At 70.5% G+C, this 14664-nt stretch carries 14 protein-coding genes and 1 pseudogene; 8 read left to right on the top strand and 7 right to left on the bottom strand.

The genetic code is table 11. The features are described from left to right. Positions 1-86 precede the first annotated feature (86 nt). The gene (locus OG524_RS03385) at positions 87-1313 is read left to right on the top strand and encodes an MFS transporter (protein ID WP_405808995.1); all 1227 of its coding nucleotides are present in this window, start codon (positions 87-89) and stop codon (positions 1311-1313) included. 79 nt (positions 1314-1392) lie between these two features. Further along, a complete protein-coding gene (locus OG524_RS03390; RefSeq protein ID WP_405808997.1) occupies positions 1393-1758 on the top strand; it encodes an SCO4225 family membrane protein in 366 nt (121 codons plus the stop codon). Positions 1759-2020: 262 nt separating this feature from the next. On the opposite strand, the gene OG524_RS03395 is transcribed toward OG524_RS03390, so the two are convergent. From OG524_RS03395 to OG524_RS03405, 3 genes are all read right to left on the bottom strand, one after another. After that, positions 2021-2686 (bottom strand): response regulator, encoded by a 666-nt coding sequence (locus tag OG524_RS03395; RefSeq protein WP_405808999.1) that lies wholly within the window; start codon positions 2684-2686, stop codon positions 2021-2023. Further along, entirely contained in the window at positions 2683-3972 is a 1290-nt protein-coding gene (locus tag OG524_RS03400) for a sensor histidine kinase (RefSeq protein ID WP_405392467.1), read from the bottom strand. The genes OG524_RS03395 and OG524_RS03400 overlap by 4 nt, the downstream gene beginning before the upstream one ends. A 128-nt stretch (positions 3973-4100) precedes the next feature. Further along, on the bottom strand, positions 4101-4856 hold the full coding sequence (locus tag OG524_RS03405) for a TetR/AcrR family transcriptional regulator (RefSeq protein ID WP_405809002.1): 756 nt from the start codon (positions 4854-4856) through the stop codon (positions 4101-4103). Positions 4857-4983: 127 nt separating this feature from the next. Here OG524_RS03405 and OG524_RS03410 point away from each other — a divergent pair, with 127 nt between their 5' ends. Both OG524_RS03410 and OG524_RS03415 read left to right on the top strand, forming a co-directional pair. After that, positions 4984-5448 (top strand): nitroreductase/quinone reductase family protein, encoded by a 465-nt coding sequence (locus OG524_RS03410; RefSeq protein ID WP_405809004.1) that lies wholly within the window; start codon positions 4984-4986, stop codon positions 5446-5448. 463 nt (positions 5449-5911) lie between these two features. Then, positions 5912-6694: a transposase family protein gene (locus OG524_RS03415; RefSeq protein ID WP_405809005.1), complete on the top strand. Its 783-nt coding sequence runs from the start codon at positions 5912-5914 to the stop codon at positions 6692-6694. 54 nt (positions 6695-6748) lie between these two features. On the opposite strand, the gene OG524_RS03420 is transcribed toward OG524_RS03415, so the two are convergent. Beyond that, positions 6749-7966 (bottom strand): geranylgeranyl reductase family protein, encoded by a 1218-nt coding sequence (locus OG524_RS03420; RefSeq protein WP_405392423.1) that lies wholly within the window; start codon positions 7964-7966, stop codon positions 6749-6751. 195 nt (positions 7967-8161) lie between these two features. On the opposite strand from OG524_RS03420, the gene OG524_RS03425 reads away from it, so the two are divergent. After that, positions 8162-9526 (top strand): dipeptidase, encoded by a 1365-nt coding sequence (locus OG524_RS03425; protein WP_405809008.1) that lies wholly within the window; start codon positions 8162-8164, stop codon positions 9524-9526. A 311-nt stretch (positions 9527-9837) separates the two neighbouring features. Here the strand turns inward: OG524_RS03425 and OG524_RS03430 are convergent, their stop codons facing one another. The 3 genes from OG524_RS03430 to OG524_RS03440 form a co-directional block, all read right to left on the bottom strand. After that, positions 9838-10875 (bottom strand): NUDIX domain-containing protein, encoded by a 1038-nt coding sequence (locus tag OG524_RS03430; RefSeq protein ID WP_405809010.1) that lies wholly within the window; start codon positions 10873-10875, stop codon positions 9838-9840. Positions 10876-11033: 158 nt separating this feature from the next. Then, on the bottom strand, positions 11034-11171 hold the full coding sequence (locus OG524_RS03435; protein WP_405809012.1) for a hypothetical protein: 138 nt from the start codon (positions 11169-11171) through the stop codon (positions 11034-11036). An 865-nt stretch (positions 11172-12036) separates the two neighbouring features. After that, positions 12037-12495 (bottom strand): hypothetical protein, encoded by a 459-nt coding sequence (locus tag OG524_RS03440; RefSeq protein WP_405392419.1) that lies wholly within the window; start codon positions 12493-12495, stop codon positions 12037-12039. On the opposite strand from OG524_RS03440, the gene OG524_RS03445 reads away from it, so the two are divergent. The 3 genes and pseudogenes from OG524_RS03445 to OG524_RS03455 all read left to right on the top strand — a co-directional run bounded on the left by OG524_RS03445 (position 12494) and on the right by OG524_RS03455 (position 14639). Continuing rightward, the gene (locus OG524_RS03445; RefSeq protein WP_405392418.1) at positions 12494-12634 is read left to right on the top strand and encodes a hypothetical protein; all 141 of its coding nucleotides are present in this window, start codon (positions 12494-12496) and stop codon (positions 12632-12634) included. The two genes, OG524_RS03440 and OG524_RS03445, sit on opposite strands and share 2 nt — an antisense overlap. 1044 nt (positions 12635-13678) lie before the next feature. Then, positions 13679-14041, top strand: a complete 363-nt coding sequence (locus tag OG524_RS03450) for a hypothetical protein (RefSeq protein WP_405809014.1) — start codon at positions 13679-13681, stop codon at positions 14039-14041. Between the two features lie 101 nt (positions 14042-14142). Further along, positions 14143-14639: pseudogene (locus tag OG524_RS03455) on the top strand (dienelactone hydrolase family protein). Positions 14640-14664 lie beyond the last annotated feature (25 nt).

Below are 14664 nucleotides of genomic sequence, written 5' to 3' on the forward strand. Positions count from 1 at the left end.
CGCTCCGGGGTCCCGTACCGTTCACCGGCACGTCATCGGCGGCAGCCGTCTTGCGTACGTCGTCCGCGCGCCCCTATGCTGAGTTTGTGCCGCAACTAAACAAACTGCGGACGGCCCTATCGGGGGAACCTGGCGGAGACACCGCCCCACCCTCGTCGGCCCGCCTGCGTACTGCGCTGACCATATTCTTCGCCCTCGACGGGTTCCTCTTCGCCGGCTGGGTGGTCCGTATCCCGGCCATCAAGCACCAGACCGGGGCGACCGCCTCCACCCTGGGGCTCGCCCTGCTGGGCGTGTCGGCGGGTGCGGTGATCACCATGATGCTCACCGGCCGGCTCTGCCGTCGCTACGGCAGCCACGCCGTCACCGTGGTCTGCGGTGTGCTGCTGCCACTGAGCATCGCCCTTCCCGCGCAGACGCATTCGGCACCCTCCCTCGGCCTCGTACTTCTGCTGTTCGGCGCCGCGTACGGGGGCATGAACGTGGCGGCGAACAGTGCCGCCGTCGATCTGGTCACGGCGCTGCGCCGCCCCGTGATGCCGAGCTTCCACGCCGCGTTCAGCCTGGGCGGCATGACGGGAGCCGGACTCGGCGGGCTGGTCGCGGGCAGCCTCTCCGCCTCGACCCACCTCTTCGCGCTGGCCGGTATCGGACTGGTCGTCACCGCGGTCACCGGACCCGTGCTCCTGCGCCACAGCTCGGCGCCCGGTGCCGCCGCCGGGCGGGAGCCGGTGAGGGCACCGGCGCATCCGCGGCGGATGAGCAGCCGCGCCCGCCGGATCGTGATCCTGTTCGGCGTCATCGCCCTCTGCACCGCGTACGGCGAGGGCGCGCTCGCGGAGTGGGGCGCGCTCCACCTCACGCAGGACCTGCACGCCGATCCCGGCCTGGCCGCCGCGGGCTACTCCCTGTTCGCCCTGACCATGGCGATCGGCAGGCTCACGGGCACCACACTCCTCGAACGGTTCGGGCAGACCCGCACGCTCGTGGCGGGCGGGGTCACAGCCGCGGCGGGCATGCTGTTCGGGGCGCTCGCACCCACCGTCTGGCTCGCCCTGCTCGGCTTCGCCGTGGCCGGTCTGGGACTGGCCAACATCTTTCCCGTCGCCGTCGGCCGGGCCGGGGCGCTGGCCGGCCCGAGCGGAGTGGCAGCGGCGTCGACGCTCGGCTACGGCGGGATGCTGCTGGGACCGCCGGTGATCGGCTTCATGGCCGACTGGTTCTCCTTGCCGGTGGCCCTCACCACCGTGGCTGTGCTCGCCGCGACCGCGGCCGTACTGGGCTACGGCGCGCGGAACGTTGCGCACACCTGAGCGATTGAGTAGCCGTACTCAGGCACCGACCGATCCCCGGGCGCACGATGGAAGCATCAACGACCACGAGGAGCGGGACATGAGTCACCAGATGACGAACAAGCGACTGCGTACGCTGGCGCGGCTGACCTTCGCCAACACGGCTTCGCGGGTCTACCTCGGGCTCGTCCTGGCGGCTGTCGTGTTCGTCGCGGTGGACACGCTGTTCGTGGCACACGACGACGCCTCGTTCGCCGGGGTCTGGGTGTTCTTCCTCGCGGCACCGACCGTGTTCCTCTTCCTCGTCGGCGGTTCCATGGCCGGGGCGGAGTCGGGTGGACCCGTCTGGTTCGTCTATCTCGCGCTGATCGTGTCCGTACTTGCGCAGGCCTGCGCACTGGGCTGGTTCACCCGCCTGGTACGCCGCACGGGCCGCGAGCACTCCGCCCACCCGCAGGGCGCCTGACCCTCCCGGGGCACGCCCGCGCCGGTCTTCCGGACCGGCGGTCTTCCGGACCGGCGGGCGGCGGGGGCGCCGGGGCGTACGCGAACGACCTGGCCCGAGGATGCCGTACCCCTCGTCTACGAGTGCCCGCTCGGGCTTGTTCGCTGCCACGTCCGCACACCGGCAGAGCTGCGAAGTGTCGTTCCCGCCCGTTCGGCTCGTACGCGTGGAGCCGTGACGCCCTCTCCCGGCACTTCCCGGAGGCGCGCCGTGCGCCGGCCGCTCAGTCGAGCCAGCCGGGCCGGACGAGCCCCGATTCGTAGGCGAGCACCACGAGCTGGGCCCGGTCGCGGGCGCCCAGCTTCACCATGGCGCGGCTGACGTGGGTCTTGGCGGTCAGAGGGCTGACGACGAGCCTGCGCGCGATCTCCTCGTTGGTGAGTCCGATCCCGACCAGGGCCATCACCTCCCGCTCCCGTTCGGTCAGTTCGTCCAGTGCTGTCGCAGCCGCGGGCTCCTTGGAACGGGCGGCGAACTCCGCGATCAGCCGTCGCGTCACTCCGGGCGAGAGCAGGGCGTCACCGCCCACCACCGCACGTACCGCCCGCAGCAGTTCGTCGGGTTCGGTGTCCTTGACCAGGAAGCCGGAGGCCCCGGACCGGATGGCCTCGAAGACGTACTCGTCGAGTTCGAAGGTGGTGAGCATGACCACCTTCACCTCGCTCAGCGCGGGATCGCCGGTGATCTCCCGGGTTGCCGCAAGGCCGTCCAGCAGCGGCATCCGGATGTCCATGAGCACCGTGCCGGGCCGGAGCTCACGCACCAGGCGCACGGCCTCCTCGCCGTCGGCGGCCTCGCCCACCACCTCGATGTCCGGCTGGGCGTCCAGCAGTGCCCGGAAGCCTGCGCGGACAAGCAGCTGGTCGTCGGCGAGCAGTACGCGGATCACGGTGCCTCCTCCGTCCCGTCGTCCACCCGCGCCTCGGCCGGGGCTCGCCGGCCGGGACGCAACGGGAGTTCCGCGGTGACCCGGAACCCTCCGTCGGGACGCGTCCCCGCGTCGATCGTGCCTCCCAGGGCCGCGGCCCGCTCACGCATCCCGACAAGTCCGTTGCCGCTGCCTCCCGCGTCGCCGCCGGTGGCAGGTCCCCCGTCGTCGACACGGAGCAGGATGCGGTCGCTGCCGTACTCGATACGGACCCGCGCGGTACGCGATCCGGAGTGCCGCACGACGTTCGTCAGGGCCTCCTGCACGACGCGGAAGGCCGCCAGATCGGTGCCGGGCGGAACGGCCCCGCGGGTGCCGTCCGTCTCGACGGTCACGGCCAGGCCCGCTCCGGCGGCCTGGTCGACCAGCTCGGGCAGCCGGTCGAGGCCCGGGGCCGGGGCGCGGGGCGCGTCGCCGGGGGTACGGAGGTTCTCGAGGACCTGGCGCACTTCGCCGAGCGCCTCCTTGCTGGCCGATTTGATGGTGGTCAGGGCTGTGCGGGCCTGTTCGGGGTCGGAGTCGAGGAGGGCCAGTCCGACGCCGGCCTGGACGTTGATGACGGAGATGCTGTGCGCCAGGACGTCGTGGAGCTCGCGTGCCATGCGCAGCCGCTCCTCGTCCGCCCGCCGCTTCTCCGCGGCCTCCCGCTCCGCCCGGGCAGCCGCCCACTGCTCACGGCGTACCCGGAGGAGCTCCGCCGCCGCCACGATCGCCGCGACCCAGGCGGTGACGAACGCCTCCTGCCCCCAGGGCGCCGCGGTGTCGCCGGAGGGCGGCAGCCACCGGTACAGCCAGTGCGACACGAGTGCGTGGCCCGCCCACAGCGCGCCCAGCGACCACCATGCGGCCTTGCGGTGCCCCGACACGATGGCACTGAAACAGCCCACCGCGACGGCGAGGAAGACCGGGCCGTACGGGTAGCCCAGTCCGAGATAGACGAGCGTCACGGCGGAGGTCGCGGCGACGGCCAGGACGGGGCGCCGGTGGCGCAGGAGGAGTACGGCCACCGCGGCGACCAACAGCAGCCGGGCGAGGACGCCGACCGGCTCACGGTCCTGGCCGTGTGCCGCGATGTTCGTCCCCACCATCACGAACACGCCGAGCACGACGGTCGAGGCCCAGGGCAGCCGGCCGCCGTGTCCCGCCCGCCCGGCGGTGGCCGGCCACCGTGGCGGACCGTGATCACCCCAGGGGCCTGCCGGGCCCCGGCCGGGGCCCGTGCCGCTGTACCGTCGCCGCTCGTCCATACCCGCCACGCTAGACGTGCGTGCCCCTGCGGGGCGTCAGCCGGGCGGGGTGGTCGGGCGTACTCCCCGGGGAATACGGGCCCGGAGTCCTCGCGGGGCGGGGTGCCTCCCGGGGGCGCGGGCGCACGTCAGGACGTCGAGTCACTCGCGCCGGGACCTCCGGCGGCTCCCGTACTTCCCGCGGCCCGGCCGTCCAGGAGGCCGACCGAGCGGGCGAGTTCGTGGGTGGCCCGCCGGAAGAACAGCTCCCGTTCCTCGACGACGCGGGTGAACTGGCCGAAGACCTCGAAGGAGATCAGCCCGAAGAGCTGCGCCCAGGCCGCGACGAGCGCCAGTGCGACGGTCGGTGGGAGATCTGGGACGATGTCGGCCGCGATGCGTTCGGCTTCGGAGCGCAGCTCGGGGAACGGCGGCGGGGCGGCCAGACCGTCGGTGAGGTAGGCGTCGCGTGCCAGCCCGATGAGGACGAGGCCCACACGGGACGCGGGGCCGACGGTGTCCTGCGGGGCGGTGTATCCGGGGACGGGCGAGCCGTAGATCAGCGCGTACTCATGGGGGTGGGCGAGCGCCCAGTCCCGCACGGCACACGTGACCGCGGTCCAGCGGGCGGGGTGGGGGCCGGTCGATCCGGCGGGGGTCGCGCGGGCGGCCTCCGCGGTCGCGCCGACCGCGTCGTAGGCGTCGACGATGAGGGCCGTGAGCAGGTCGTCACGGCTGGGGAAGTAGCGGTAGAGCGCGGAGGAGACCATGCCCAGCTCGCGCGCCACCGCTCGGAGGGAGAGCTTCGCGGCGCCTTCCGCGGCGAGCTGCTTCCTGGCCTCGTCCTTGATGGCGGCGGTGACCTCGATACGGGCGCGTTCCCTGGCTCCCCTGATGGTGCTCATGGGAGGAGTCTGCCATGAAATCGGAGCACCGACCAATAACGAGAGCAGTGCTCTTGATTTCGACCACCGATCTCGTGCACACTGCTCTCAAGCGAGAGCAGCGCTCTCTCAATCGAAGGAAGTCCTCATGCCGCAACAGTCGCACTCGCCGTACTACCGACAGGGCAACGCGTTCACCGTCCGGATGAACAGCGCGATCGGCTGGCTCGCCCGCCACGGCTTCAGCCTCCTCGGCACCGCCGAGATGTCCGTGCGGGGCCGGAAAAGCGGACAGATGCAGCGCATCCCGGTGAACCCCCACACCTACGAGGGCGTGCAGTACCTGGTCTCCGCCCGCGGCCACTCGCAGTGGGTGCGCAACATGCGCGTGGCGGGCGGCGGGGAGCTGCGGGTGGGCCGGAAGGTCCGTACGTTCACCGCACAGGAGATCGCGGACGACGAGCAGAAGATGCTGATCGTCCGCGCCTACCTCGACCGCTGGGGCTGGGAGGTCAACCAGTACTTCCAGGGCATCACCGCGAAGTCCACCGACGCGGCACTTCTGGCCGCCTGCCCCGACCATCCGGTCTTCCGGATCAGCATCGAGCGCTGACCACGTTCAGGAGACCGGCGGTCACAGCGACCCCATGCGCCCAACGACCTCGACAACCCGAGAGTCGACAGCCTCAGCAGCTCCGGGAACCTCAACAGGTGCAGCAGCCCCAGGAGTCCCGACGGCTGCAGGAGTCCCCAGGGCTCCGGCGCCCCCAAGACCGCAGCATTCCGGAGACCTCAGCGATCCCACCGGCCTCACCGGCCTCACCGGCCTCACCGACCCGTCGGCGCCGACAGCCCCACCGGTCTAACGAGCTCGTGCACGGTAAGCGGTGGGACGTCGAGCGCGGATCGGCGATCATGGCTGCGTGGTGGGGAACGTGACGCGAAGGGCGATCATCAGCGACCGGAGGATCACGGGCTTATCGGCCGCTGTGATTGCTGAACTCGTGGCCGAAGTCGGCCCGTTGTGGCATGAGCGGCACCAGGCCAGGCTTGCGTCCAGGCAGCGGAAGCGTGCCGTGGGCGCTGGTGCGAAGCACCAGATGGTGTTCGTCGACCGGCTCCTGGCCACGCTGGTGCACCTTCGCCATGGGGTTACTCATGATGTGCTGGCCTGCTGGTTCGGTGTGGACCGCTCGACCGTCACCCGGGCTGTCGGTGAGGTGCGGCCCCTGCTCGCCGAGCGAGGGTGCACCGTCAGCCCCGGCGTACGGCTGCGTTCCCTGGCCGAGGTCGTGGAGCATCTCGGCCAGGCCGGGAAGACCGGCATCATCGACGGCACCGAGATCCGGGTCCGCCGCCCGGCCGTCGGCCGCAAGGACCGGGACAAGTTCATCTCCGGCAAGAACAAGCAGAACGCCGTGAAGGCCATGGTCTTCACCGACGGGGACGGGCGACTACTGTTCTGCAGCCCGACCAGACCCGGAAGCTGCGCGGACATCACCCACGCCCGCGAGTTAGGGCTGGTCAAGCTCCTGGCCGACGGGCCGGCGGTCGAGATCCTCGCCGATGCCGGCTACCAGGGACTCGGAGCACAGACCGGCGGCCGCGTCGTGACGCCCCCGCACCGCAAGTTCAAGAAGAACGCCCCGGACTGGTACGAGGAGATGCACGAGCGCCAGCGCAAGGCGCATTCCTCACGCCGTATCCGGGTCGAGCACGGAATCGCCCACCTGAAGAACTGGCGGGCACTGGCCCGTCACCTCGGCCGCCGCGAGCACATGGACGACACCGTCCAAGCCATCGCCGGCCTACTGTCCCACCAACAGACCGCAGACCGGATCCTGGCTCGGCAGACGTGAGTACCGAGGGCCCCCGGCCCATCGACGTCCCACCGCTTACCGTGCACGAGCTCGTTAGCGATCCATCGCCGACAGCGCACGCTGCGCCAGCGGATGCGTTCGCACCAGCTCGGCCAGGGACGTCGTCCCCCGGGTGATCCCGGCGAACGCGCTCCAGGCCGGGCGGAAACCCGTCAGCACCGCGTGCAGGATCCCGGGGCGCCGCTCGAACAGCTTGAGCATGCGCCGGCCGACACCCATCTCGACGCCCAGCCCCGCCTTGATGGCGAACGCGTAGTTGAGTGCCTGCCGCCGGGCGTCGACCGCGTCGTGCGATTCCGCGATCCGGACCGCCCACTCACCGGCGAGCCGGCCAGAACGCAGGGCGAAGGAGATGCCTTCCCTGGTCCACGGCTCCAGCAGTCCGGCCGCGTCGCCGCAGACCACCACGCGACCACGGGAGAGCGGGGAGTCCTCGCTGCGGCAGCGCGTCAGATGGCCGGAGGAGATCGTCGGCTCGAACCCGGCGAGGCCCAGCCGGCCGATGAAGTCCTCCAGATACCGCTTCGTCCCCGCACCGTCGCCACGCGCCGCGATCACTCCGACGGTCAGCGTGTCGCCCTTGGGGAAGACCCAGCCGTAACTCCCGGGCAGCGGACCCCAGTCGATGAGCACCCGTCCCGCCCAGTCCTCGGCCACCGTCGCCGGAACCGGGATCTCGGCCTCAAGACCGAGGTCCACCTGGTCGAGCTTCACCCCGACATGGGCTCCTATGCGCCCCGCACTGCCGTCCGCGCCAACGACGGCCCGTGCCAGAACCGTCTCGCCGTCGGCCAGAACCACCGCGACCGTGCGCCGGTCCGGCACGGCGGGTCCGTGCTGCTCGACGCGTGCCACCGCGGCACCCGTGCGAAGCTCGGCGCCCGCCTTCTGCGCCTCCTCGACCAGACCGGCGTCGAACTCCGGACGGTTGATCAGCCCGAAGAGCATGCGCTTGGACCTGCGCGTGCGGGACAGCTTCCCGTTGAGCGAGAAGGTGACGGCGTGGATGCGGTCCTTCAGGGGCAGTTCGAACCCGGGGGGCAGTGAGTCCCGCGAGAACCCGATGATGCCGCCGCCACAGGTCTTGTAGCGGGGAATCTCCGCCTTCTCCAGCAACAGCACCCGGCGGCCCGCGACGGCCGCCGCGTATGCCGCGGAAGCTCCCGCCGGACCCGCGCCGACCACGACGACGTCCCATACCGACGACGACTCTTCCGGCTCACGTCCGGCGTCTGCGTTCTCGCTGCTCACGATGTGCTTCTGCTCCCGATCCCGACCAGTGGCCCCAGTTGCTCACGGCATCCTACGGCGCGTTGCGGCCGAGCCCCGCTGTGGGAGGATCAGCCATGTTTTCGTCATACATGCCACGCCGCGTCCACGGCGTCGCCCACGGTCGCGTACACACCGCGTCATAGTCCTAACGTCGCACCCACGAGGAGCGTGCCCATGACCGCCCGTCCGATTTCCGAGACCGTTGCCTCGCTGATGCCCCGCGCGAAGGCGGAGCTGACCGAGCTGGTGGCCTTCCGGTCGGTGGCGGACCCCGCGCAGTTCCCGAAGAGCGAGTGCGAGGCGGCGGCCGACTGGGTCGCCGACGCGCTGCGCGCCGAGGACTTCCAGGACGTCGCCCTGCTCGACACTCCCGACGGAACCCGTTCGGTGTACGGCTTCCTGCCCGGCCCGGCCGGTGCGCCGACCGTACTGCTCTACGCGCACTACGACGTGCAGCCGCCGCTGGACGAGTCCGCCTGGCTCTCCCCGCCGTTCGAGCTGACCGAGCGCGACGGCCGCTGGTTCGGCCGGGGCGCGGCGGACTGCAAGGGCGGCTTCATCATGCACCTGCTCGCGCTGCGTGCTCTCAAGGCGAACGGCGGTGTCCCGGTCTCCGTCAAGGTGATCGCGGAGGGTTCCGAGGAGCAGGGGACGGGCGGCCTGGAACAGTACGCCGAGGCGCACCCGGAGCTGCTCGCGGCCGACACGATCGTCATCGGCGACACCGGTAACTTCCGGGTCGGTCTGCCCACCGTCACCGCGACGCTGCGGGGCATGACGATGCTGCGGGTGCAGCTGGACACCCTCGAAGGGAACCTGCACTCCGGGCAGTTCGGCGGCGCAGCCCCGGACGCGCTGGCCGCGATGATCCATCTGCTGGCGTCGCTGCGGGCCGAGGACGGCACGACGACGGTCGACGGGCTCACGACGGACACCGAGTGGGACGGACTGCAGTACCCGGTGGGCGAGTTCCGCAAGGACGCCAAGGTGCTGGACGGTGTGGAGCTGATCGGTACCGGCTCGGTGGCCGACCGCATCTGGGCGCGGCCCGCGGTGACCGTCATCGGGATCGACTGCCCGCCGGTGGTCGGTGCCACTCCGTCGCTGCAGGCGAGCGCACGGGCGCAGATCAGCCTCCGGGTACCGCCGGGCCAGGACGTCGCCGAGGCGACGAAGCTGCTGACCGCCCATCTCCGGTCGCACGCCCCGTGGGGCGCCCGGGTGTCGGTCGAACAGGTCGGCCAGGGCCAGCCGTTCCGCGCCGACATCACCAGCCCTGCGTACACGTCGATGGCCGAGGCCATGCGGGTCGCCTATCCGGGCGAGGAGATGCAGTCCTCCGGTATGGGCGGCTCGATCCCACTCTGCAACACCCTGGCCGGGCTGTACCCGGAGGCGGAGATCCTGCTGATCGGGCTGAGCGAGCCCGAGGCGCAGATCCACGCGGTGAACGAGAGCGTGTCCCCCGAGGAGCTCGAGCGCCTCTCCGTCGCCGAGGCACTGTTCCTGCGGAACTACGCGGAGTCCAGGAAGGTCTGAGACCCCCGCCGCCGAGCCTTGGGCTGACGGCGCCCGGAGCTGAATTCCGGGCGCCGTCAGCCTGCTCGTGTGTGTACGTCGGCGACACGGATCTCGCCGGAGGCCGCTCCCCCGGGCCGCACTTCGGTCCAGGTGGTACCGGGCACCTTCAACTCGGACTGTGCGCGGGCCAGGACACCGTTCCGGCGGTCGGCCACCCCGGCCACCCGTCCGTTTCGGTCACGGCGATCCGCTCACCGAGTACACGGGCGCGCCGCCGGTGGCCGCTCACCGAGGGCTGAGGCACGCCGCCGGTGACCGGCAGCCGCCCCTCAGCCCACCGGCACCCCGGCCTCCAGGTTCAGGACGGTGGCCCGTTCGCGGGCGCGCAGAGCCCAGCGAAGCCGCTCGAAGCGGGTGGGCGGCAGCATGGCGGACGCCTCCTCCTCGGTGACGAACCGCCAGCCGCGCAGCTCCGAACCGGGGAGCAGCAACTGTGCGGCGTCCTCGCGGGGCAGGAGTCCTCCGTCGAACAGGAAGCGCAGGCCTCCGTACGCGGGCGGCTCCGGCGCCTCCCAGTCGACCAGGAGGAGCTTCGGGACCATACGGAGGTGGAGCCCCAGCTCCTCGGCGACCTCCCGGATCCCGGCCTCGGCCGGTGCCTCCCCCGGCTCCACGACCCCGCCGGGAAACTCCCAGCCGGGTTTGTAGGTCGGGTCGACGAGCAGGACCCGGTCCTGCTCGTCGAAGAGCAGGACACCGGACGCGACGGTCTCCGCGCGCGGTTGCGGGGTCTGGACTATGCCGCACTCCCTGGCCTCTCCGGTGCGCACGGCCTCGGCGATCCGCTCGGCCGTCTCCTGCGGGGTGAGGGCGCTGGTGTCGATAGTGAGGGCGTCCGCGGTGATCCACTCCAGGGCCGCCAGGTAAGGCTCGATGTGTTCGTAGGCCCACTGCCCGGAGCGCTCGTTGTGCCCGGGATCGCCCGCGAACTCCTCACGGCCGGCTATCCGCCTCCGCAGGATCGTTTCCTCAGGTGAGAGCAGTACATGGCACACCGGAATGCGCCGGGAGGCGAGTCCGCCGAAGATCTCGTCGCGGTACTCCTGCCTCAGCAGTGTCATCGGCACCACGAGCACTCCGGGAAGCTCTGCGAGCAGCGCGGCCGCCGTGTCGACCACCATGCGCCGCCAGATCGGCAGGTCCTGGATGTCGGACACTTCGGCGAGCTTCTTCTGGGGCAGCAGATGGCGCAGTCCCCCGCCGGTCAGTTCGGGGTCGTAGAAGGTGCTGTTCGGGATCAGGTCGATCAGTTCGCACGCAGCACTGGTCTTGCCCGCACCGAACGCACCGTTGATCCAGACGATCACTCGTACTCCAAGATGGGAAGGCCGCTGAACTGCGGCGGAGAGGAATTCTCGGGGCCGTCTGGGAGTGGGAAATGGCGGCGTCCATAGCCCGGCTCCCACTACCTCCTTCTCCCACACCCTCTGGAGATACCCAACGATCCGCTCCTCCATCGCGAGGGTCACCTCGCTGTAGTGCCCTCCACGCCCGGCAGCTCATGGCCCATCCGCTCCTCGACTGCCACTCGCGGGATGTCGCCTGGCTCGTCCAGCTTCGCCTTGTGCCAGTGCCGCAGCCGGTAGATTTCCTCTCCGGCCATCTCCTCGACCGCCGGCAGCGCAGGCCGCGCCCACCGCTCGTACCGCGGCCGGGGTGTCCGCTCCTCGGCACCGTCCCGGTCGGAAACCAGTAGGTGCTGTCGAAGTCGGTGGAGAGCAGCGGCTGCCCTGCAACGACAGGAAGGCCCACGGCTGGTCATGGGACGCGAGGAGGACCTGGTGCGTCTCGTGCAGGAACGGCGGGAGGACAAACGTCCTGGCGCTGTCGTACTTCGGTGCGGCCAGCACCGCCTGACCGTCGGCCCGGTAGGTCTGGTACTGGACTCGGAGAGCATGCAGGGACTCGTACCGCTGGAGGGCCTCCTCGCGCAGCTCGTCGTCCGGCTCGGAGGCCGGCCAGTACGGCGAGGCGTAGCCGCGCTGCAGAGCGAACATCTCGCCGGGCGACCGCATCCCGGTGAAGGCGATCGTCCGGACGTAGGCCCATCCGGCGAAGCCCCGGACGTGGTGCGCATTGTGGGCCAGCTGGTGCACGGACCGGGTCGACAGCCGCCTCTTCACACGGCGCACCTGCTTCTTCCTGTACAGGCCCCGCCGCTTCTGCTCCACGATGGGCGATTCCTCGTGGAATTCATACTTCACTACCGCATCGTCCATGAGCATCTTGAATGTACCCAGGACTGCCTTCGCGTAGTTGTGCGAGTATTTGGCCTGCACGAATTATCTGAACGCGTCGTACTGGATGGGCCGGTCAGCTCTGCGGGGGCTGGACCGGCTAACAGACATCTCCTCGGAGGCTGTCGAGGCGATGCTCTGTCTCCCCCTCGGAGGGCGCACCGCGGTGCGCAATGGTGAGGTCGTCGTGGGCCGGAGCGACCTCACGGTGACCCGATGAACCGCACGGCTCTACGGCGCGTGATCCATTGGGTCACCGGTCGCCTCCACGCCCCGCCAGCTCTTGTCCGCGGCTCGCCACCCGGCGCGCCGGTGAGCCAGGGGCAGTGAGTCGACGGGGTGCACGCGTGAGTGCCGGAGTACCGCGCGCAGGGCGATGAGCCCCGGGCCGGCCTCCGGGCGGACGGGTACCCCCGCGTCGAGCTCCTTCGCGGTGGGGAGCTGCGGGCAGTAGACGGAATAGAGCTCTTTCCGTTCTGTTCCGATCAGCCACAGAAGTACCCCGTCGCTCACCGCCTGCGCGCACTCCGCGTCGATGTCCTCGGGGCCGAGCGGGTTGACGAACTCGAAGCCGAGCCGCCCGTCCGGGAGCGGCTCGAAGTCCACGGTGAACCATGCGAATCCGCCCATACAGCTTGGCCGGGTGTAGCGGACGTGGACGTCGCGGCGGGCTTCGGCGGGGAATCGCATGCCGGAAGCGTGCCCGTTCGACGGACGCCAGGGCAACGGGATTCCGGACGCCTCCGCTGTGACCGCCTACCGGGCCGGCTACTACGACGGCATCCTGAAGCCGCTCGCAGACCTTTACGCAGCCCATCCGGAAAGGTAGCGGCTACGCCCCAACCAGCGGAGGTCGTTCCCTGGGCACCATGCACCATGGTCCCGTTGGTGTCAGCCGCTGATGTCATCGCCAGCTGGACCCGTTCAGGACGCCGGTGTCCGTATGCACCCGATGGCGACGAGCCCCACGCCGATAACTGCGGCACTCGGAGACCAGAATGCGCCCCACACGAGCAGGAGCACGCCTGCCCCCCGCACCCTTGGCTGCTTGACGTGCCGCTGTAGCCAGCGACCGGGGACTCGACCAAGGATCAGCCCATGGATGCCAAGTACGGCACCCGTCAGCGCAAGCACGATCGCTACGAACAGCGCACCGAGCACCATGGCCCCAAAGCCGCTCCCACGGCCCACCCCCCTTAACGCAGCTTTCAGCGGCTGGCCCAGTGTGGCAGAGGGAGCGACCGCCCGAACTGGCGCGCCAAGGTCGGTGGAGTCTCAGTGGTTGAGGCGGCAGGGTTTCGCCGCCCTCCTCAACCCACCACCCACCCCATACATGAGTGCACCGACAGTCATCCACCGCCCCTCCCCCACGGGCGGCCGACGGGTCACCATCCGTGGCCGGATCGCCGGACTCGCCTTCGAGGACCAGGACGTCACCGAGCTCCTGCCGCGGGCCGGTGGCTACCCAGCGCGGCCTGGCCGCGCGGCTCGCCCGTACGCACGCCGGTGGCGCGAGGACGTAGGAGCAGGGGGTCGCCGACGCCCGGGCCGCATACGACGAGCAGAACGAGCACGAGGCCCGGCCGCCGACACCGCAGCAACCAGTCCGGGATGAGCCGCCGGTCGGGCCGGCGGGAGAGTCCCGGTGTCGTCTCGGCTCTATGGACCCGAATCGCTGCGCTGGTGTTGGGGGTTGGGTTCGAATACGGGTATGCCCTCCCACGCCTGCCCGTCGCCCGCGGATACGCCGCACCACCCGCCTCACTGCCCGGACCGCCGGCCCGGGAGCAGGGGCCGTCCTGAGGCGCTGGACTGGGCGGCCGGATCGAGTTGGTGGTCACGGTGATGGTTGCCGCTGTCGTGGCGGTGGTGGGTGGGTCTGTGGTATTCGAACGTTCAGACCAGGCAGGCCAATGAGCAGGCACAGCAGGCCAACACCCAGGCGCGGGATGACCGGGCGCTGGCCAAGGAGGGGCAGATCACCGACCGGTATACGGCGGCGGTGGGGAACCTGGGTGAGGACCAGGTGGACGTGCGGCTGAGTGGCATCTACGCCTTGGAGCGGATCATGCAGGACTCCGGCCGCAACCAGCCCACCATCACCAACGTCCTCGCCGCCTACGTCCGCACTCATGCCGCCAAACCCCAGCGAAGGAGCACGGAGGACCTGGCAAAGAAGCAGGTTGACTCGGCCCTTACTGACAGCAATACGGATTTGCCTGCCCCGTTCCGGTAGTCCCTGACGGCTTGCCTCCCGCGTTTCCGATCATCAGCCGCCCTGGCGGCTTCGGCGGGTGCGGGGGCCCGCGGGCCTTCAAGGACGAGTACGGCGACGACGTGGTCGCCGGCGGGGTGCTGGACCTCGGGTGCGGCAGCCATGGTGCTTCGTGCGTGCCCGATCTCTTCGAGGGGCACACCTTTGATTCGGCCGAGGAAGGCATGGCCTTCAAGGAGCAGGTGGGCAAGGACGAGCTGCTGCGGCGTGCCGTGCTGGCCGCCGCGCCCTGCTCCGACCAGGGGCTCGTGTACGCGGGCTTCTCCTTCGGCGCGTCCACCGCGCAGACCCTCGCTCTCGGTGACGCGAAGGCGCGCGGGCTGCTGCTGTTGCACGGCGCCTCGGACATCGCGGAGAGTGCCTCGGTGGACAAGCTGCCCGTACAGCTGCATGTCGCCGATCCCGACCCGTTCGAGTCGCACGACTGGCTGACGTCCTGCTATCTCCAGACGCAGCGGACCGGCGCCGATGTGGAGGTCTGCCGCTACCCGGGGCCGTCCATCTGTTCACCGACCCGGAGCTGCCCGACTACGACGAGGCGGCGGCCGAGCAGACCTGAAAGGTCGCGCTGGGTTTCCTGGCCA

This window comes from Streptomyces sp. NBC_01520 (genome assembly GCF_045040375.1).
Taxonomy (GTDB): domain Bacteria; phylum Actinomycetota; class Actinomycetes; order Streptomycetales; family Streptomycetaceae; genus Streptomyces.